This window comes from Paeniglutamicibacter quisquiliarum (assembly GCF_019084045.1).
Classification (GTDB): domain Bacteria; phylum Actinomycetota; class Actinomycetes; order Actinomycetales; family Micrococcaceae; genus Paeniglutamicibacter; species Paeniglutamicibacter quisquiliarum.
On record NZ_JAHRED010000002.1, the window covers coordinates 424,786 to 444,553 of the forward strand.

Here is a 19,768-nt window from a genome sequence, read left to right on the forward strand (position 1 = left end):
TGGCAAGAAGACCGGTCATGGCCGCTGGGCCCCGCGGCGGACACGGCACGCCGCGATTCCCGTTTTTCGGCCGCCACCTCGGGATACGCCCGGCTCCGAGGTGCCCCAAATCCGTGGATTCCGGTTCAGCCGGAGTGCGCCGTCGCATAGAATTGATGCAACGCGGCTTATGAAAGGGCGATACTCCCCCATGAAGAAGAACTCAATTTTTGCTCGACTGTTCCGGATTGGAAAGTCCAACGCCAACGCTGCGCTGGATGCGCTGGAGGATCCGCAGAAGATGCTGGACCAGCAGGTTCGCGACTACTCCAACAACATTTCGCAGGCGGAGACCGCGGTGGCGCAGACCATCGGCAACCTGCGCATGCTCGAGGACGACTACAAGATCGCCGTAAACGATGCGCGCGAATGGGGCCAGAAGGCGTTGGCCGCCTCCAACAAGGCCGAGGAATACACGGCCGCCGGCGACAGCGTCAACGCCGAGAAGTTCAACAAGCTGGCCACCCTGGCCATCCAGCGCCAAATGGCCAGCGAGAAGCAGGCCAGCAACGCCGAACCGAACATCGCCTCGCAGCGCGAGATCGTGGAGAAGCTCAAGACCGGGCTGAACACCATGGGCACCAAGCGCCAGGAACTGGTTGCCAAGCGCGACGAGCTGGTGGCACGCGCCCGCAACGCCAAGACCCAGGGCCAGATGATGGACGCGGTCAAGGCCCTGGACATGAACGACCCGACCTCGGAAATCAACCGGTTTGAATCCAAGATCCGTGCCGACGAGTCGCGCGTGCGCGGCGCGGCGGAACTCGCCGCATCCTCCCTCGATGCACAGTTCGCTTCCCTCGAGGACCTGGGCGAGGCCACCGAGGTCGAGGCCCGCCTGGCCGCCCTGAAGGGCGAAAGCAACATCCTGGAGCAGGGCTCTGCCGCGCCCCAGCTCGAGGAAGCCGCGGCTCCCTCGGAAATCGAGGCCCGCCTGGCCGCACTGAAGGCCAAGAACCAGTAGCGCCCTGCCCGGAGCGGAAACGGCCCCGCTACCGGCACCAAAGGTGGCGGATGCGAACGACTCGCGTCCGCCACCTTTGGCGTGCCCCGAAGACGGCCCGCCCAGAGATCTGTGTGCAGCCGGCCCGAACGGCAGTGGCCTCGTCGCTGCCTCGCCGTCCGGTTGCGGCGCCGGGGGCCCTGCTCCCCTTCATCAGGTGCCCGGCACCCCGTGGGCCGCTTCAATAGGAAGTCTTCATGGCCTTCCTGACCTCTTCCAAGGTTGCCTCCGCCACGGCGTTGGCGTGTTCGTTCCCCTTGCGGAGCACGCTGCGAATGATGCCCGGATCCTGCGCATAGTCCATCCGCCGTGCCCTGATCGGCGCCAGGAACTCATTCACGGCCTCGGTCACCACTGTCTTGAGGGCTCCGGATCCCCCGTCGCCGATGTCCTCGGCGACCGCGTGGGGATCCCTGTCCAGGCACAGCGCGGCCAGCAGCACCAGGCTGGAAACCTCGGGCCGGGCCGCCGGGTCGTAGGAGATGCGCCGGATCGAATCGGTCCTTGCGCCGCGAATCAGTCGAGCGGTTTCATCGGCGTCGTCGGCTAGGGCGATGGCGTTGCCGCGGCTCTTGCTCATCTTCCCGCCATCTGTGCCCAGCAGCAGCGGGGCGGCCGACAGCAGTGCCGCGGGTTCGGGGAAGATGTCCGCCCGCGGGGAATACCGGGCGTTGAAGCGCCGCGCGATCGTGCGCGTGAGTTCGAGGTGCGGCAACTGGTCCTGGCCCACCGGCACGACGGTGGCCTTGCAAAACAGGATGTCCGCGGCCTGGTGCACCGGATAGGTGAACATCAGCCCGCTGACCGAGGACTGCCTTGAATGCGCGATCTCGTCCTTGACGGTGGGGTTCCTGCCCAGTTCCGCAACGGACACCAGGGAGAGGAAGGGCAGGAGCAGTTGGTTCAGGGCCGTGACGGCGCTGTGCGTGAAGATCGTCGCACGGGCCGGGTCGATGCCCACGGCGAGGTAGTCAAGCACCAGGCCCTGGACCGCGGCGTCGAGGTTCTCCGCCACGTCCCGGTCCGTCAGGACCTGGTAGTCCGCGACGAGGATGAAGGACTCGACGCCGAGATACTGCAACCGCACCCGGTTCTGCAGCGTGCCGAAGTAGTGGCCCAGGTGCAGTCTCCCCGTGGGACGGTCTCCGGTCAACACCCGGTAGCGGCCCGGGTCGGCGTGCAGTCCTTGCTCGATCGGGGATCTGCCCCCGGCGGCGGAGGTACCGACGGACGAGGTCGTGGTGGCTTGCTGGTGCTGTTGCAACTGGTGCTCCCTGGGATTGGTTCTTGTCGCCGTTCGCCCGGCCGGACACAGAAGCCCCTCCAGGGGGCACAAAAATGGCCGTCCTTGCGAACGGCCTGGTGTGAATCACGAAACGCGGCTGTTCCTAGGGGGAACGCCACCACGCAAGACTCCGTGTATTGATCATGGACCAATCCTAAGCCCGCGACGCGGCGGTCCCGTTCGGTGCGTGCCGATCCGGCCGGGAAGTGCCGTTGGTCGCATGCGCCGAACGGTTATCCGCCCGCCGGTGGCGGCCGGTAGACTTGATGGCGACATGACTGAGAATTATTCTGCGGCCGATGCGGCCGGCAACGACGAAATCTTTACCGACGCCGAGCTCCAGGCGGCGCTCAAGGTGCTGGGCCAGGTGCACCGCCTGGACGCCGAGGACGAGCGCCACGTTGCCGTGCGCCGGGCCACGGGAAAGATGTTCAAGGCTGCCAAGCGGCACCGCAAGAACGAGAAGCGCTCGGCCATCAACGCCGCGGACCGCGCGGTCGTTGAACGCACCGCCACCGGCTCCCCGCAGCGCCTGGACGACGAGACCCTCGGCCTTGACCTGAGCACTTCGACCGAGGAGCACACCGCCGGGGAGTACATCAAGCCGCGCGGCTGCTATATCTGCAAGCAGCGCTACACCACGGTCGACGCCTTCCACCACTACCTGTGCCCGGAGTGCGCCGCCGCCGGGCGCGAACGCCGCGACGCCCGCGCCGACTTGACCGGCAAGCGCGCGCTGCTCACCGGGGGACGCGCCAAGATCGGCATGCACATCGCGCTGCGGCTGCTGCGCGACGGCGCCCACACCACCATCACCACGCGCTTCCCGCGCGACGCGGCCCGCCGCTTTGCAGCGCTGGAGGACTCCGCCGACTGGATCCACCGCCTGCGCATCGTCGGCATCGACCTGCGCGATCCCTCCCAGGTGATCTCGCTGGCCGATCGCGTCGCCGCCGAGGGCCCGCTGGACATCTTGATCAACAACGCCGCGCAGACCGTGCGCCGCACCTCGAACTCCTACCTGCACCTGGTCGAGTCCGAGTCCCAGCCGCTTCCTGCCGAGCTCGAATACTCGGCCGGCGGCCCGGAGGTCTGGGGCGAGGCCAATCCCCCCTCCGAGCACCCGCGCGCGCTGGCCAGCGCCTTCCGGCTGGAGGACTCGGCGCTGCTGGTCCCCGCCACCCCCACCACCTACGACGCGCAAGCCGTGGCCGACCTGGCGATGACCGCGGGCTCCGCCTCGCTGGAGCGGATTGCCGCCGGCACCGCGATCGACGCCGGCGGGCTGGTGCCCGACGTGGTCACCGAGAACTCCTGGACGCAGATCCTGGGCGACGTGGACGCACTGGAAATGCTCGAGGTGCAGCTGTGCAACGTCACCGCGCCCTTCCTGCTGGCCTCGCGCCTGCGCCCGGCGCTGGCCGCGTCCGATGCGCACCGCAAGTACATCGTGAACGTCTCCGCCATGGAGGGCCAGTTCTCCCGCCGCTACAAGGGCGCCGGGCACCCGCACACCAACATGGCCAAGGCCTCGCTGAACATGCTCACGCGCACCAGCGCCGAGGAAATGCTGCAGACGGACCGGATCCTGATGTCCGCGGTGGACACCGGATGGATCACCGACGAGCGTCCACACGACTCCAAGGTCCGCATGGTCGCCGAGGGCTGGCACGCGCCGCTTGACCTGATCGACGGCGCGGCCCGGGTCTACCAGCCGATCGTCGACGGGGAACGCGGCATCGACCTCTACGGCTGCTTCCTGAAGGACTACGAGCCCTCCCCCTGGTAGGAACTGCGCCTGCGCCGCCCTGCCCGGCGCTTCCGGAGCGGCTCAGCTGCCCTCGCCGGCCGCGGTGACGCGCCCGGTGCCGCCATCCACGGTGACCCGGTCCCCGTCGGCCAGCAGGCTGGTGCCGGTACGGGTGCTCATCACCGCGGGGATGCCGTATTCGCGGGCCACGATGGCGGTGTGCGAGCCCATGCCGCCGGTGTCGACCACCACGGCGGCCGCCCGCTGGAACAGCGGCGTCCAGGTCGGATTCGTGTAGGGGCAGACCATGATCTCCCCGGCGCGGAGCTCCCCGAAGCCTTCGGGCCCCATGATCACGCGCACCGTTCCCGTGGCGGTGCCCCGGCTGGCCGGCGTGCCGGTCAGCAATGCGCTGCCGTCCGAGGCACGCGGGGCGAAGGCTGCATCCAGGTCCAGCAGCGGGACGCCTGCGAGCCCGTCGCGCTTGGCGGCCCGGGCACGCACGATGCCGCGTGCGACAGCTGCAGCTGGGCCGGCGCAGGGATTGTCAAATGCTCGTTTCATGTTTGAATGGTCTGGTGGATCACATGCGCAGAAACCCGGGCCCGAACGAAAACCTCTCACGCGACGAGGCCGCCTGGCGCGCCGCCACCCTTCAGGTGGTTTCCTGCGAGGTGGACCTGGACCTTTCGCAGGCGCAGGACCCCGCGGTGACCGGGTACCGTTCCGTCACCACGCTGGCCTTCAGGGCCACCGGCACCACCGGCACGTTCATCGACTTCATCCACGAATCCATCGGGTCGATCACGCTCAACGGCTCCCCGGTCGACCCCGCAGACGCGGTCGCCGGCTCGCGCATCTACCTGACCGGGCTCACCGAGGGCGACGGTGCAGTGAACACCGTGGTCATCGACGGTTACGCGAAATACTCGCGCAGCGGCGAGGGCCTGCACCGCTACGTCGATCCGGCCGATGGCCAGACCTATTGCTACACGCAGTTCGAACCGGCCGACGCCCGCCGGGTCTACGCAAATTTCGAGCAGCCGGACCTGAAGGCGCCGTTCACCTTCAGCGTGCGCGCCCCGCAGGACTGGCACGTGGCCTCCAACCAGTCAGCGGCCCGGGTTGACCACCACGGCGACGGAACCGCCACCACGCGCTTCGCCCCCACACTGCCGATCTCCACCTACATCACCACGGTGCTCGCCGGGCCCTATTTCGTGGCCACCGACACCTACACCCGCGCCCTGCCCGACGGGACCGAGCTGGTGATTCCGCTCAATGCCACCTGCCGCGCCTCCCTGGCCGGGCACTTCGACGCGGAGAACATCCTGGCACTGACCCGGGCCGGGCTTGACTACTTCCACGAGCTCTTCGACTACCCCTACCCGTGGGGCAAGTACGACTCGGCGTTCGTGCCCGAATACAACCTCGGCGCCATGGAAAACCCCGGCCTGGTCACCTTCACCGAGCACTACGTCTTCACCTCGCGCGCCACCGAGGCCCAGCACGAGGCCCGCGCCAACACCATCATGCACGAGATGGTGCACATGTGGTTCGGCGACCTGGTGACCATGGCCTGGTGGGACGACCTGTGGCTCAAGGAGTCCTTCGCCGACTACATCGGCACGCTGGCCAACGCCGAGGCCACCGGGTTCGACACCGCCTGGGTTGCCTTCGCCAACCGCCGCAAGGGGTGGGCCTACGTGGCCGACCAGCTGCCCACCACCCACCCGATCGTCGCGGACATCACCGACCTGGAGGCCGCCAAACAGAACTTCGACGGCATCACCTACGCCAAGGGCGCCTCGGTGCTCAAGCAGCTCGCCGCCTACGTGGGCGCCGAGGCCTTCCGCGACGCGTCCCGCGCCTACTTCCGCACCCACGAATACGCGAACACCACGCTGGCCGACTTCCTCGACGCGCTGGGCACGGCCTCGGGCAGGGACATGGGCTCCTGGGCCGACGCCTGGCTGAAGACCGCCGGCGTCCCGCGCCTGGGCGTGGAGCTCTCGCTCACCGATGCGAAGATCACCGCCGCGACGCTCACGCAGGCGGGAACCGACCCGAGAACCGGAACGGGCATCACCCACCCGCACGTGCTCAACGTCGGGCTGTTCAACGTGGTCGACGGGACGCTGGCCCGCACCGCTTCACACCGCGTGGAGCTGGCCGGAAGCTCCGTGCAGCTCCCCTTCCTGCTCGGGGAAGCCCGCCCCGACCTGATCCTGCCCAACGACGGCGACGACACCTACGCGATGGTGGATTTCGACGAGGTTTCGCTGGCGACGCTGCTGGCGCACCTGGGCACGCTCTCCGATCCGCTGGCCCGCGCGACCTGCTGGGCGGCGCTGTGGAACATGGTCCGCGACGCGAAGCTGCCGGCCCCCGAATTCCTGGAGGCGGTGCGCGCGCACGCCGAATCGGTGACCGAGGTCGGGGTCTTCGCGCAGCTGCTCGCCCAGGCCACGACCGCCGTCAACCGCTACCTTCCCCCGGCGCTGCGCGATGCCGAACGCGCCGCCCTGGCCGAGGCGCTCACCGACTGGCTGGGCCGGGCGGAACCCGGCGGCGACAAGCAGGTTGCCGCCGCGCGCGCCCTGGCCGTGCTGGCCCGCGGCCGGGTCGCCGGGGAGCTGGTCGACTCCCTGCTGGCCGGCGGGCAGCCCTTCGACGGGCTGGAGCTGGACGAGGACCTGCGCTGGGCGCTGTGGCAGGCCAAGGCCGCCTCCGGCACCCTCGATGCGGCGGCGCTGGCCCGGCTCGAGGCCGACGCCGCGGCACACCCCTCGGCGGTGGCAGTCTCCGGCCGGCTGCTGGCCCTGGCCGCACGACCGGATGCCGCCGTGAAGAAGGCGGCGTTCACCGCCGTGCTCACCGGACGCGATGCCGACGGTTCGGCCCTGTCCAACGAGGCCGTCTCCGCCACCGCGGCAGGTTTCCTGCTCGGCACCCACAAACTGCTCGACGGGCACTACTCCGAGTACTGGCCGGCACTCGAGGCCATCTGGGAATCGATGAGCATCGGCATGGCCACCCGCGTCATCTCGGGGCTCTTCCCCGCGGCCCAGGACCTCGGCGAGGAACCCGTCCACCCGGTCATGGCCCGGGTCGATTCCTGGCTCCTGGAGCACCCGGACGCCCCCGCGGCGCTGCGCCGGATCCTGCTCGAGGAACGCGACTACCTTTCCCGCTCACTGGCCGCCCAGCGCCTCAGCGCCGGCTAGCGAGCCGGTGCCGAAGCTGGCGACTTGGCCAGGTTCGGCCGGCCACGAATTCACGCGTGGCCCCGGCCTCGCCGGAAACGCGCAGGCGGGCCCGGCGGCGCGGGGTCATCGGATGCAGAACTCGTTGCCCTCTGGATCGGCCAGCGTGTACCAGGCGAAGGGGCCCTGTGCGGCCGCATGCAGGAATGTCGCACCACGTTCCACAAGCCTGTCGCGCACCTCGTCGCGGTCCCCCAGATTCAGGTCAAGGTGCAGGCGGTTCTTCACGGTCTTGGGCAGGTGAACCAGCTGAAAGAGGATCCGCTGGCGCTGCTGCTTGCCAAGCTGGTCCAGCGGGCAGATTCCCGCCCCGCTCCTCCAGGCCAGCTCGCCGTCGAAGATCAGGGTCTCGTCCTCGCTGGCGTGCCCCTCGTCGATCATCTTCTGGATGAAGTCCGGGTCGCTGGGTTCCACCGTCCAGCCGAGGGTTTCCGCCCACCACACCGCCTGCCTGTGGGGGTTGATGCTGTCGATGGTGATCTGCAGTGGGTGGTCCATGACCACACGTTATGCCGCCGAACCGCCCGATTCAAGGGCCCGTGCCCAACGTGGCGCGCTTCGGGGCGACAGGGCGTGCCGAAGGTGGCGTGGAACCGGTCGCTGCGACCCCTTCCTCGCCACCGTGCCGCGGGGCCATGTCCACCGTGCCCATTGCCTCCCATGCCCGCCGGCCGTACTCTGGGCCGTGGAATGGCGGCGCGGCAATGCGCCGGCCTGCCGACACGGCCCTGAAAGCGAGCAAACCATGTCACGGGTGAGGGTCCACAACTTCAGCCTCTCGATCGACGGCTACGGCGCCGGCCCCGGGCAGGGACTCGCGGAGCCGCTCGGCGCGGGCGGCGAGGAGCTGCACGGGTGGATCTTCCCCACCGCCTACTGGCACGAGCGGAGCGGGGAGCCCGGCGGGAGCACCGGGCGGGACGACGCGTGGCTGCGGGCCGGGGACGAGGGCATCGGGGCCACGGTCATGGGCAGGAACATGTTCGGACCCGTGCGCGGGCCCTGGGAGGCGTGGGATGCCGCGGGCGACGCCGGGCCGTGGCGCGGCTGGTGGGGCGAGCGCCCGCCCTTCGGGCACGAGGTCTTCGTGCTCACCCACCATGCCCGGGACCCGGAGGTGATGGAGGGCGGCACCACCTTCCACTTCGTCACCGACGGGATCCGTGCGGCGCTCGAGGCCGCCCGGGGCGCCGCGAACGGAGCGGACATCCGCATCGGCGGGGGCGTGCACACGGTGCGCGAGGCCGTCGCCACGGGGCTGGTGGACGAGCTGCACGTGGCCATCGCGCCGGTGCTGCTCGGCGGCGGCGAACGGCTCTTCACCGGCAACTGGGCCGAGGACGGCTACCGGCTGGCCGCCTCGGAGCAGGGCGAAGGGGCCATGCACGTGCGCCTGGCGCGCTCCTGATCCCCTCTTGCCGCCGGCGCCGGATCGCGCCGGCGACGCAAGCTAATCTGGTTCACATGTATTTGGAAAACATCGTTTTCGACGCCGTTGACCCGCGGCGCGTTGGCAGGTTCTGGCAGGAGCTCTTGGGCTGCGTGCAGCTGAGCGACTCCGCGGAGGGATTCGAAACGCGGCTGGCGATCGACGGCGGCCCGGCCCTTGACCTGTGCTTCCAGCCGGTCCCCGAGGCCCCGCGGGATCCGGTGCGGCTGCACCTGGACCTGCGCGGCGGGCCCGGGCGGGACGCGGTCGTTGCCGCGGCGCTGGAACTGGGGGCGGTGCGCCTGGACATCGGCCAGGGGGAGGTCCCGTGGGTCGTGCTGGGCGATCCGGAAGCCAACGCCTTCTGCGTGATGGAGGACCGTGCCGCCTACTCCGACACCGGGCCGATCGCCGCGCTCCCGCTGGACAGCGCCGACCCGGACGCCGACGCCGTCTTCTGGTCCTGGCTGACCGGCTGGGCCGCGCTCCCGGCCGATGCCCGCACGCTGCGCCACCCCTCGGGCCGCGGCCCGCTGCTGGTGCTGTGCCCCGAGCCCGCGGCCAAGGCCGGCGCGAAGAACCGGATGCACCTGGATCTGCGGTTGGAGACGGGCGACGATGCCGACGAGGTCGCCGCCGGCATTCTCGCCCGCGGCGGCAGGGAAATGCACCCGGACTGGGGCGAGCTACCCTGGCGCATCTATCAGGACCCCTCGGGCAACGAATTCTGCGTGCTGCCGGCCGGCTAGCCTTCACCCTGCCAAGGGGCAACGGCCGGCCCGCCGCCGGTTGGTGATCGGGCGCACATCTGGCATACGGTGGCATGTATCCATGTTCTGCCGTTCCAAGGAGTGCCCATGAGTGTTTACGCTGTCACCAATCCCGCCACCGGCGTCGTCGAGGCGACCTACCCCACGGCCACCGATGCCGACATCCAGGCGGCCCTGGGCCTCGCCCACGGCGCCTTCGGGTCCTGGAACACCACGGAGATCGCCGTGCGCGCTGCCCTGCTGAACCGCGTCGCGGACCTCTACGAGGAGCGCCGCGACGAACTCTCCGCGATCATCACCCGCGAGATGGGCAAGCCGATCTTCCAGTCCGGCAAGGAAATCGACATCACCGTGTCGATCTACCGCTACTACGCGGCCAACGGGGCGAAGTTCCTGGCCGACGAGGAGCTGGAGGTCGCAGCCGGCGGCACCGCACTGATCCGCAAGGAGGGCGTGGGCGCGCTGCTGGGCATCATGCCGTGGAACTTCCCCTACTACCAGGTGGCCCGCTTCGCCGCGCCGAACCTGATGAACGGGAACACCATCCTGCTCAAGCACGCCCCGCAGTGCCCCGAATCCGCGCTGGCCATGGAGCAGATTTTTGCCGACGCCGGGGCGCCGGAGGGCGCCTACGTGAACATTTTCGCCACCAACGACCAGGTCGCCGGGATCATCGCCGATCCCCGCGTGCAGGGCGTCTCGCTTACCGGCTCCGAGCGCGCGGGCTCCGCGGTCGCGGAAATCGCCGGGCGCAACCTGAAGAAGGTCGTCCTTGAACTCGGCGGCTCCGATCCCTTCCTGGTGCTGGAGGACGCCAACGTGAAGCGTGCGGCCAAGCAGGCGATGGTGGGCCGCTTCGGCAACACCGGCCAGGCCTGCAACGCCGCCAAGCGCATCATCGTCGACGCATCGGTCTACGACGAGTTCGTCGAAAACTTCACCGGCGCCGTCGCGGGCATCAAGGTCGGGGACCCGGCACACCCGGAGACCTTCCTCGGCCCGCTGTCCTCCGCCGCGGCCCGGGACGGGCTGGCCGCCCAGGTGCAGGACGCCATCGACAAGGGTGCCACCGTGCTCGCCGGCGGTGCCGCGCTTCAGGGCGACGGGTCCTTCTTCGCTCCCACGGTGCTGGCCGATGTCACCGAAGACATGCGCGCCTACACCGAGGAGCTCTTCGGCCCGGTGGCCGTGCTCTACAAGGTCTCCGGCGACGCGGAGGCGGTGGCCCTGGCCAACGCCTCGGCCTACGGCCTGGGGGCCTCAATCCAGACCGAGGACATGGACCGGGCGCACTCCATCGCCCGGCAGCTGGAGGTCGGCATGGTCTCGATCAACCAGACCAGCGGGTCCGCCGCGGAACTTCCCTTCGGCGGCGTGAAGCGCTCGGGTGTCGGGCGCGAGCTGGGCAAGTACGGCATGGAGGAATTCGTGAACCGCAAGCTGGTCACCTTCCGCGGCTAGCGCCGGTCCCCCGGCCGGTCCGCGCGTGCCCCGGTGTGGCTCCTGCACACCGGGGCATACGGGCCCCGCGCCGCGCGATGCCGGCGGATGTGAGGCAATCGGCAACCGCCACACCGCGCACGGCGGATAGAATTGGGGCAGCAAGTACCGCGCCCGAGCTGGCCCGGCGTTGAAACCCCGGCAGGAAAGCACAACCATGAACCCTGAACGCATGAACGTTGAGTCCTTCAACCTCGACCACCGCACCGTTGCCGCACCCTATGTGCGCGTCGCGGACCGCAAGCAGCTGCCGCTCGGGGACGTGATTACCAAATATGACGTGCGCTTCACCCAGCCAAACGTCGCCCACCTCGAGATGCGGGCGATCCATTCCCTGGAGCACCTCTTCGCCGAGGCCTCCCGCAACCACTCGGCCTCGGTCATCGACTTCTCCCCCATGGGCTGCCAGACCGGCTACTACCTGATCCTGCAGGGCGAACCGGACGTGGCCGCCGCGGCGAACCTGATCGAGGCGGCCCTGACCGACGTGCTGCAGGCCACCGAGGTGCCCGCCGCCAATGAGATCCAGTGCGGCTGGGGAGAAAACCACTCCCTCGCCGACGCCCAGGACGCCGCCCGCGCGTTCCTGGCCCAGCGCGCCGTCTGGGAGCAGGTCACCGCGTGAGCCGGATCGACGTCGTGGTCATCACCGCCATGGGAGAGGAATCCACCCCCTTCCTCCAGCGCGCCTCCGCGGTCGGGGACCCGGTGCGCGTGGGCAACTCGGTGCAGCGCACCGGCACCCTTGACGGGCTGGGCGCGCTCTTCGTCCAGGGCGGCATCGGCCTGGTCAACGCCACCGGGGCCGCCACTGCTGCCCTGCTGCGGGCCGCGGCCGAGGACCCCGAGGCCCCCGCACCGCTGGTCATCAGCGCCGGCAGCGCCGGCGGGCTGGGCGACACGGTGCGGGTGGGAGACGTTGTCATCGGCTCGGTGGTCATCAACGCCGACGCGGATGCGCGCGCCTTCGGCTACGAGCTCGGCCAGGTGCCGGGCATGCCCGCCTCCTACGCGGCACCCGAGGTCCTGCTCGAGGCCGGCAACGTCGGGAACCCCGGGCTCGGCATCGTGGCCACCGTGCACCACGGGCTGCTTGTCTCCAGCTATTCGTTCGTCGGCCACGACCGCGCCCCCGTCATCAAGGGGCAGTTCGACGGAGTGCTGGCCACCGACATGGAATCCTCGGCGATCGCCCAGACCTGCGCCTCGTTCGGGGCACCGTTCCTGGCCATCCGCGGGATCTCGGACCTCTGCGGGCCGGCCTCCGATGCCGATTTCCTGGTCCACGTCGACGACGCCGCCGAGCGCTCGGCCGTGATCACCGCTGCGGTCCTGCGGTCCTGGCAGGATGCCGGATCCCCGCGTGCGGAAAACGAGTTGGCCCTCGCCTGATCCGGCGGCCTGCGGCGCCATCGCGGCCGCAGTTCCCCGGCACCCTGCCCGGACCCGCGCAGCAGCGGGCCCGGGCAGCGTCGTCTACGGGACGCGCGCGGTCCATTCGGGGGTGGAGAACTTGGTGGCCGCCAGTTCCCGTGCGGTTTGCCGCGTGGCCTCGTCGACGGTGCCGGCGGTGGCCGCGTAGCGGCGCGTGAACGTGTCAATCATCGCCGAAATGATCTCCGCGCGGCCCATCTTCGCCTGGCTCTTGAGCGGGTCCACGCGCTTGACCGCGGAGGCGATGCCCTTGTCGGAGATCTTCTCCCGGCCGATGCGCAGCACCTGCAGCATCTTTTCCGCGTCGATGTCATAGCTCATGGTCACGTGGTGCAGCACCACGCCGCCGGCCAGCCGCTTTTGCGCCGCCCCGCCGATCTTCCCGGCCTCGGTGGCGATGTCGTTCAGCGGCTTGTAGTGCGCCTTCACGCCGATCGAGGCCAGCGCCTCCATGACCCAGGCGTCCAGGAACGGGTAGGAATCGGCGAAGCTCATGCCGTCAACCAGCGAGGAGGGCAGGTAGAGCGAGTAGGTGATGCAGTTTCCCGCCTCCATGAACATCGCCCCGCCGCCGCTGATCCGCCGGACCACCTGGATGCCGTGCTCGGCCGCTGACTGCGCGTCGACCTCGTTCTGCACCGACTGGAAGGAGCCGATGATCACCGCCGAGTCGTTCCAGTCCCAGAGTCGCAGCGTCGGGCCGCGCGTGCCGGCGGCGACCTGCCGGGCCAGCACCTCGTCGAGGGCAACGTTTTCGACGATGGGCATGGTGTCCGGGCCCAGGACCTCCCAGGCATGGTCGGCCCAGGTCGTGGCGTGCCCCAGTGCCCGGCGCACCACGCGGGCCACGGCATCGGCGTCGAAGCCGAACATCACCGCGCCCTCGCGCAGCCCCGCGTTGACCGCGTCGCGGACCGCTGAGTGTTCCACTGTCGCCGGCAGGCCGACCAACGCGTCGTTCAGGTCGTAGAGGGCCTCGTCGGGCTCCAGGAAGAAGTCCCCGTTGATGGAGGCGGCGGTGATCGCCCCGTCCTGGACCAGCAGGTCGGCGACGACCAGCTTCCCGCCGACAACCTTGTATTCACCGTGATGCGTGTAGCCCTGAGTCATGGACTCCATCCTAGTCACCGGGCACCGCACCCCGCCAAGCGGGGGCGGGCCCCGCCGGCTGGCGGGCGCCCGGGTCGCGGCGGGGTTAAGCAACAACGGGACCCTCCCAAAAAGGAGGATCCCGTGTGCAGGCGTGAAGGCGGAATTACTTCTTGCCGCCGAAGCCCTTGAAGCGGGCGTTGAAGCGCTCGACGCGGCCGGCCGAGTCCATGATGCGCTGCTTGCCCGTGTAGAACGGGTGCGAGGCGGCGGAGATTTCGACGTCGATGACCGGGTAGGTGTTGCCGTCTTCCCACTCGATGGTTTTCTTGCTCGTGGCCGTCGAACGGGTCAGGAACTTCTCGCCCGAGGCGAGGTCATGGAACACCATGGTGTTGTACTGCGGGTGAATATCAGCCTTCATGCTAAACCTTTGCTCACGTCACTGGATTTTGCCAGCAACCAAATGTGCCAAACCGGCCCGTGGGATCACGAAGCCGACGTTCCAGTGTAGCGGAACGGGACAAGGATTTTCCAATTCAGGCGCGGGTTGCTGCCGCTAGCGTGCGCGCAGCTCCCAGAAGGCCACGGCCGAGGCAGCCGCGACGTTCAGCGAGTCGACGCCGGGGCGCATCGGGACCATGACGTGCAGGTCCGCCCGTTGCAGCACCGCCTCGCTGACCCCGGCGCCCTCGGTGCCCAGGACCAGTGCGAGCCGCTCGTGGTTGCCCGCGGCAACCTCGTCGATGCCCTGGGCATGGGCCGTCAATTCCATGGCGGCGATGGTGAACCCGGCCGCGGCCACGGCGCGCAGGTCATCGGGCCACGCCTCCAGGCGCACCCACGGCACCTGGAACACCGCGCCCATGGAGACCCGGATGGACCGGCGGTACAGCGGGTCGGCGCAGCGCGGGGTGACCAGCACCGCCTCGATGCCCAGTGCCGCCGCGGATCGGAAGATCGCGCCGAGGTTGGTGTGGTCGACGATGTCCTCGAGGATCGCGATCCGCTTGGCCCCGGAGAGCACCTGGTCCAGCGCCAACGGGGCGGGGCGGTCCATGGCCGCCAGCGCACCGCGGTGCAGGTGGAAGCCGGTGATGGATTCGAGCACCGCGTCGGAGCCCACATAGATCGGTGCCTGGGGGTGGGCGGCAAACACGTCGCGCAGTGAATCCAGCCACTTCGGCGCCATGAAGAAGGAACGCGGGCTGTGCCCAGCGGCCAGCGCCCGGCGCAGGACCTTGGAGCTTTCGGCGATGTAGCGCCCGTTGGCCGGGTCCGCGACCTGGCGCAGCGCGGCGTCCGACAGACCCACGTAGTCATGGGCCCGCGGGTCCTTCCCCGAGTGCAGGAAGACCAGGCGTCGGGCGAGGTCTGCGCCGGCCGCCGCGCGCACCGCGGCCTCGGCTTCGTGCCCCGCATCGAATCCGGGGGCTTGTCCGGGCGCGGGCATCAGGACCCCGTGAGGAGCTTGGCGACCATGTTGGCCAGCGCCACCAGGCCCAGCGCCACGATGACGGCGCGCAGCCAGCCCGGGGAGAGCCTACGCCCCACCTTTGCGCCGATGAACCCGCCGATGAGCGAGCCCACGGCGATCAGCAGCACCACGGGCCAGTGGATGCGCTCGGGGGCGAAGACCAGGTAGGAGATTGCCGCGACCAGGTTGACCACCAGGGACAGGATCACCTTGATGGCGTTGGACTGCTGCAGCGAGGCATGCAGGAAGATCCCGAACACGGCCATCAGCAAGATGCCCTGGGCGGCGGTGAAGTAGCCGCCGTAGATGCCGATGAGGAACACCAGGATGTACAGGGTGGGCCCGATGCGCGTGCGGTCGGCCTCGTCGGGGTTGATCCCGACGCTGGTTGCCTGCCGCGTCTTGGCCCAGGCCGAGAGCCGGGGCTGGAAGATCACCAGCAGCAGGGCCAGCACGATCAGCACCGGGGCCACGTACCCGAAGACGGTGTCGGGCAGGTGCAGCAGCAGCCAGGCGCCGATGAGCCCGCCGACCAGCGAGACCGGGACGAGCTTGAGCATCGTCCGCCAGACGCTGGCGGCCTCCCGCCGGTAGCCCCAGGCGCCGGAGAATCCCCCGGCGACCAGGCCCATCGCGTTGGAGACCACCGCGTTGACCGGTGCGAACCCGAGGGCCACCAGCACCGGGAAGGTCACCAGGGTGCCAGATCCGACGATGGTGTTGATGGTCCCGGCCCAGAGGCCCGCGAAGAAGATGATGATGTCGCGCCACAAGTCCACGCCGGAAACCGCTCCCCTGTTGATGATTGTTGCTGTGGGCCACGACCCGCAGGGCGGTGGCGGCGGCGATGCCGCGGTGCTCGGCTAGTGCTTGGCGACGGCGCTGAAGCGCCCGCGCTCGGCGCGCAGGCTCAGCGGCGTGCCGAAGGTCTCCGACAGGTTGTCCTCGGTCAGCGTCTCGGCGATGGGGCCGGCGGCGACCACGTGGCCGTCGCGCAGCAGCAGGGCGTGGGTGAAGCCCGGCGGCACCTCCTCGAGGTGGTGGGTAACCAGCACCATCGCCGGGGCCTCCTCGTCGTTGGCCAGCTCGCTCAGCCGTGCCACCAGGTCCTCGCGGCCGGCCAGGTCAAGACCGGCGCCCGGCTCGTCGAGCAGCAACAGCTCGGGATCGGTCATCAGCGCACGGGCGATCTGCACGCGCTTGCGCTCCCCCTCGGAGAGGGTGGCGAAGGGGCGGTTGATCATGGTGGACATGCCCCAGTCGTGCAGCAGGGTGAATGCCCGGCGCTCGTCGAGCTTCTCATAGGCCTCGCGCCAGCGTCCGGTCATTCCGTACGATGCGGTCAGCACGACGTTCAGCACGTTCTCGCCCTCGGGGATGTGGTTGGCCAGGGCCGCGGAGGACAGGCCGATGCGGGGGCGCAGCTCAAAGACGTCGACGGCGCCGAGCACCTCGCCCAGCACGCCCGCCACGCCGCGGGTGGGGTGCATCCGGGCACCGGCGATCTGCAGCAACGTGGTCTTTCCGGCGCCGTTGGGTCCCAGGACCACCCAACGCTCGCCCTCCTTTACCTGCCAGTTGATGTCAGTCAATAGATCTTTGCGTCCGCGTACCACGGAGACGTCGGCGAGGCCCAGCACTTCATTCATGGGTAAAACACTAGGCCAGTGAACCGCCTTTGACCCAACCGGCCGCGCCAGACATGCCGTGGGAACGCCCCCGGGCGCGCCCCGGAGCCCCGCTCGCCCGAAGCACGCGCGGCGCCCCGGGACCGGAACCGGGGGTGTGATGTCGAACAAGAAGCCGCGCAACAAAGCGTGCGACGTTTTGGGCGGGCGCCCGCGGCCGCGGGAGAATAAACGAATGCATTCCACTGCCTTCATCGTGTTCCATTCCGCCGCCACGCCGTGTGCCGAACCCGCCGGCCTGCGCCGCACCCTGGCCGCCGCCGGCCACGAGGTGATCGACGAGCAGGCGTTCGACGGTGCCGGCCGCAGCGGGGCGCGCTGGGAGGTCACCGGGACGGTGCGCCAGCTGCGCGCCCTGGTGAACCCGCTTGACAACCTGTTGGCCCGTTCCGAGGACCCCGCGCTGCGCGCCTCAGCCATCGCCGTGGTTCCGGCCGGGCTCGTGCGCGCGAAAAAGATGCTGCTTGTCATGGACGTGGACTCCACGCTCATCAAGCAGGAGGTCATCGAGCTGTTGGCGGCCCACGCCGGACGGGAAGCGGAGGTCGCGGCTGTCACCGAGGCCGCCATGCGCGGCGAACTGGACTTCGCCGCCTCGCTCCACGCCCGGGTGGCAACCCTGGCCGGACTCGATGCGGGGGTGATCGATGCGGTGCGCTCGCGCCTGGAGCTCAGCGACGGTGCGGCAGAGCTCATCGCCGCCTTCAAGGCGGCGGGGCACCACGTGGGGGTCGTCTCCGGCGGCTTCGCCCAGATCCTTGACCCGCTGGCGGCCGAGCTGGGCCTGGACTTTGCCCGCGCCAACGACCTGGTCGTCGTCGACGGGCAACTCAGCGGCACGGTGAACGGGCAGGTGGTGGACCGGGCCTACAAGGAGACCATGTTGCGCACCTGGGCCCGCGAACTGGGCATCGACATGGAGCACACCATCGCAGCCGGCGACGGGGCCAACGACCTGGACATGGTCGGCGCCGCCGGACTCGGGGTGGCATTCAACGCAAAGCCGCTGCTGCGCGATGCCGCCGACGCCCGGATCGACCAGCCGCGCCTGGACATCATCGCCAACTTGGTGGGGATCTCATAACGATTTGCTCCTAATCACCTGATATTTAGTCCCTCGTTTGGATGCCACCGGTAGGATGCAGGAGGCGGCCCAACCCTTTCGCGGGGTGCCGCAATCCCAAACACGGTACGCCGGCGTGCCCCCGATGGAAGAGAACGAATCGTTTTGCAGAGTGAAGAATTGGGTCGCAAACATCGCGCCCCGGAACGCAAGTCACGCCGTGGTTGGCTCATCGGCGGGGCCTGTGTCGTACTTGCCGGCGGACTGTATTCAGGTGCCGCCGCCTATGCCGGCTCGCAGATTCCCGCCAACACCACCGTCCACGGGGTGAACGTCGGCTCGCTGTCCACGGAGGCGGCGCGCCAGGTCCTTGAGCAAAAGCTCACCCCGGCAACCACGCAGGAAGTCGCCGTGCAGGTCAACGGCAAGCAGGAAGCCATCGACCCGGTGGCCGCCGGACTGGCGATCGACATCGAGGGGACCCTGGACGGGCTCACGGGCTTCGACCTGAACCCCGCCACGCTGCTGGAGCGCTTCACCGGCCAGCTGCACATCGAACCGTCCAGCCACGTCGACGAGGCCAAGCTGCGCGCCGAGCTCGATGCCCTGGCGACAAGGGTCGCGGCCAAGACCGCCGAGGGCAAGCTGGCCTTCGACGGCGCCACGCCGGTGCTGACCAAGCCGGTCACCGGCGTGGCGCTGGAAGTCGACGAATCCGCGGCCGTCGTCTCGGAGTCCTGGTTCGACGCTGCCGAACCGCTGGAGCTTCCTGCCGCGCTGAGCGAGCCCAAGACCTCCGCGAAGACGTTGGAGACCGCCCTGGAGGAGACGGCCAAGCCGCTGGTTGCCGGCCCCATCAAGCTCACCGACGGGAAGTCCAGCGCCTCGCTGACCCCGGAACAGCTGGCGGATGCGGCCTCCTTCAAGGTCGCCGACGACGCCGTGACCATGTCGCTGGACGCCAACAAGCTGGTCGAGGCCGCCGCCCAGGGCTCCGACGGGTTCAAGTCCACCGCGAAGGACGCGAGGATCGTCCTTTCCGGCGGGGCCCCGAAGGTCATCCCCTCCGAAAACGGCACGTCCATCGACTCGAAGGACCTGGACAAGCTGGTGCTGGCGGCTTCCAAGGATCCCCAGCGGACCGCCAAGGTCGCCCTGACCACGACGGTCCCGGAGCTGACCACCGCGGAGGCGAAGAAGCTCGGCGTGAAGGAAGCCATCGTGACCTTCTCCACCCCGTACCCGGCCGCCGACACCGTGCGCACCAAGAACCTCTATGCCGGCACCAAGCGGCTCACCGGCGTGCTGGTCATGCCCGGGGAGACCTTCTCGCTGGAGAAGGCGCTCGGCCCGATCACCACGGCCAACGGATACTACGGCTCCGGCGTGGTCGTCAACGGCTTCGCCACCGAGGCCGTCGGCGGCGGCCTGTCGCAGATCTCCACCCAGTTGTACAACGTCGGCTTCCTGGCCGGCTACGACGACATCACGCACAAGCCGCACAGCCGCTGGTTCGAGCGCTACCCCGCCGGCCGTGAGGCCACCCTCTGGGAGGGCCAGGTCGACATGGCGTGGAAGAACAACACCCCCTACGGCGTGATGATCGAGGCCTGGGTTGGCGGCGGGAAGGTCAACACCCGCCTGTGGAGCACCGACTACTGGACGGTCGGCAGCAAGTCCTCGGCCAAGTACAACCTCACCAACCCCGGCACCGAGTACAACCCGGCCAAGAACTGCAAGCCCGAAAGCGGCGGCAAGAAGGGTTTCTCGATCAACGTCACCCGCACCCGCACCTCGGCGGACAAGACCCTGCCGGTCGAGACGAAGTCCTGGACCTACCAGCCCTGGAACAAGGTCATCTGCGGGAAGAAGCCCTAGGCTCGGACCCCCGCAGCACGCCGACGGAGGCGCCGCCCCACCCGACACCGGGAGGGACGGCGCCTCCGTCGCGTCGGCCCCCGCCCCGCCCAAGCGC

The 19,768-nt window shown here is 69.3% G+C and carries 18 protein-coding genes; 10 read left to right on the top strand and 8 right to left on the bottom strand.

Annotation, left to right across the window (positions count from 1 at the left end; all coding sequences use genetic code 11):
* Positions 1 to 190: 190 nt before the first annotated feature.
* A complete protein-coding gene (locus KRR55_RS05515; protein WP_217388039.1) occupies positions 191 to 1,003 on the top strand; it encodes a PspA/IM30 family protein in 813 nt (270 codons plus the stop codon).
* A 220-nt stretch (positions 1,004 to 1,223) separates the two neighbouring features.
* Here KRR55_RS05515 and trpS read toward each other — a convergent pair whose 3' ends face one another.
* Positions 1,224 to 2,306 carry a tryptophan--tRNA ligase gene (trpS, locus tag KRR55_RS05520; RefSeq protein WP_217388040.1) on the bottom strand — a complete coding sequence of 361 codons (1,083 nt, stop codon included), beginning with the start codon at positions 2,304 to 2,306 and terminating at the stop codon, positions 1,224 to 1,226.
* Between the two features lie 295 nt (positions 2,307 to 2,601).
* Between trpS and KRR55_RS05525 the strand changes: the two genes are divergently transcribed.
* On the top strand, positions 2,602 to 4,116 hold the full coding sequence (locus KRR55_RS05525) for an SDR family NAD(P)-dependent oxidoreductase (RefSeq protein ID WP_217388041.1): 1,515 nt from the start codon (positions 2,602 to 2,604) through the stop codon (positions 4,114 to 4,116).
* Between the two features lie 42 nt (positions 4,117 to 4,158).
* Here the strand turns inward: KRR55_RS05525 and KRR55_RS05530 are convergent, their stop codons facing one another.
* Positions 4,159 to 4,641: a PEP-utilizing enzyme gene (locus tag KRR55_RS05530; RefSeq protein WP_217388042.1), complete on the bottom strand. Its 483-nt coding sequence runs from the start codon at positions 4,639 to 4,641 to the stop codon at positions 4,159 to 4,161.
* A 23-nt stretch (positions 4,642 to 4,664) separates the two neighbouring features.
* Here KRR55_RS05530 and pepN point away from each other — a divergent pair, with 23 nt between their 5' ends.
* Positions 4,665 to 7,304, top strand: coding sequence for an aminopeptidase N (gene pepN, locus KRR55_RS05535; protein ID WP_217388043.1), 2,640 nt, complete (start codon positions 4,665 to 4,667; stop codon positions 7,302 to 7,304).
* Positions 7,305 to 7,409: 105 nt separating this feature from the next.
* Here the strand turns inward: pepN and KRR55_RS05540 are convergent, their stop codons facing one another.
* Positions 7,410 to 7,841 (bottom strand): VOC family protein, encoded by a 432-nt coding sequence (locus tag KRR55_RS05540; protein WP_217388044.1) that lies wholly within the window; start codon positions 7,839 to 7,841, stop codon positions 7,410 to 7,412.
* A 247-nt stretch (positions 7,842 to 8,088) separates the two neighbouring features.
* Here KRR55_RS05540 and KRR55_RS05545 point away from each other — a divergent pair, with 247 nt between their 5' ends.
* From KRR55_RS05545 to mtnN, 5 genes are all read left to right on the top strand, one after another.
* Positions 8,089 to 8,751: a dihydrofolate reductase family protein gene (locus KRR55_RS05545; protein WP_217388045.1), complete on the top strand. Its 663-nt coding sequence runs from the start codon at positions 8,089 to 8,091 to the stop codon at positions 8,749 to 8,751.
* A 56-nt stretch (positions 8,752 to 8,807) separates the two neighbouring features.
* A complete protein-coding gene (locus tag KRR55_RS05550) occupies positions 8,808 to 9,521 on the top strand; it encodes a VOC family protein (protein ID WP_217388046.1) in 714 nt (237 codons plus the stop codon).
* A 108-nt stretch (positions 9,522 to 9,629) separates the two neighbouring features.
* A complete protein-coding gene (locus KRR55_RS05555; protein ID WP_217388047.1) occupies positions 9,630 to 11,003 on the top strand; it encodes an NAD-dependent succinate-semialdehyde dehydrogenase in 1,374 nt (457 codons plus the stop codon).
* Between the two features lie 196 nt (positions 11,004 to 11,199).
* Positions 11,200 to 11,667, top strand: a complete 468-nt coding sequence (locus tag KRR55_RS05560; RefSeq protein WP_217388048.1) for an S-ribosylhomocysteine lyase — start codon at positions 11,200 to 11,202, stop codon at positions 11,665 to 11,667.
* A complete protein-coding gene (gene mtnN, locus KRR55_RS05565; RefSeq protein WP_217388049.1) occupies positions 11,664 to 12,434 on the top strand; it encodes a 5'-methylthioadenosine/S-adenosylhomocysteine nucleosidase in 771 nt (256 codons plus the stop codon). The genes KRR55_RS05560 and mtnN overlap by 4 nt, the downstream gene beginning before the upstream one ends.
* An 84-nt stretch (positions 12,435 to 12,518) precedes the next feature.
* On the opposite strand, the gene KRR55_RS05570 is transcribed toward mtnN, so the two are convergent.
* From KRR55_RS05570 to KRR55_RS05590, 5 genes are all read right to left on the bottom strand, one after another.
* Entirely contained in the window at positions 12,519 to 13,586 is a 1,068-nt protein-coding gene (locus KRR55_RS05570) for a lipoate--protein ligase family protein (RefSeq protein WP_217388050.1), read from the bottom strand.
* Positions 13,587 to 13,731: 145 nt separating this feature from the next.
* Positions 13,732 to 13,989, bottom strand: coding sequence for a type B 50S ribosomal protein L31 (locus KRR55_RS05575; RefSeq protein ID WP_217388051.1), 258 nt, complete (start codon positions 13,987 to 13,989; stop codon positions 13,732 to 13,734).
* Between the two features lie 135 nt (positions 13,990 to 14,124).
* The gene (locus KRR55_RS05580; RefSeq protein ID WP_217388052.1) at positions 14,125 to 15,018 is read right to left on the bottom strand and encodes a TrmH family RNA methyltransferase; all 894 of its coding nucleotides are present in this window, start codon (positions 15,016 to 15,018) and stop codon (positions 14,125 to 14,127) included.
* A complete protein-coding gene (locus tag KRR55_RS05585; protein WP_217388053.1) occupies positions 15,018 to 15,821 on the bottom strand; it encodes a sulfite exporter TauE/SafE family protein in 804 nt (267 codons plus the stop codon). The genes KRR55_RS05580 and KRR55_RS05585 overlap by 1 nt, the downstream gene beginning before the upstream one ends.
* 84 nt (positions 15,822 to 15,905) lie before the next feature.
* Entirely contained in the window at positions 15,906 to 16,691 is a 786-nt protein-coding gene (locus KRR55_RS05590) for an ABC transporter ATP-binding protein (protein WP_217388054.1), read from the bottom strand.
* 214 nt (positions 16,692 to 16,905) lie between these two features.
* Here KRR55_RS05590 and serB point away from each other — a divergent pair, with 214 nt between their 5' ends.
* Both serB and KRR55_RS05600 read left to right on the top strand, forming a co-directional pair.
* Positions 16,906 to 17,814 (top strand): phosphoserine phosphatase SerB, encoded by a 909-nt coding sequence (gene serB / locus KRR55_RS05595; RefSeq protein WP_217388055.1) that lies wholly within the window; start codon positions 16,906 to 16,908, stop codon positions 17,812 to 17,814.
* 159 nt (positions 17,815 to 17,973) lie between these two features.
* On the top strand, positions 17,974 to 19,671 hold the full coding sequence (locus tag KRR55_RS05600) for a VanW family protein (RefSeq protein ID WP_217388056.1): 1,698 nt from the start codon (positions 17,974 to 17,976) through the stop codon (positions 19,669 to 19,671).
* The last annotated feature ends 97 nt before the right edge of the window (positions 19,672 to 19,768 follow it).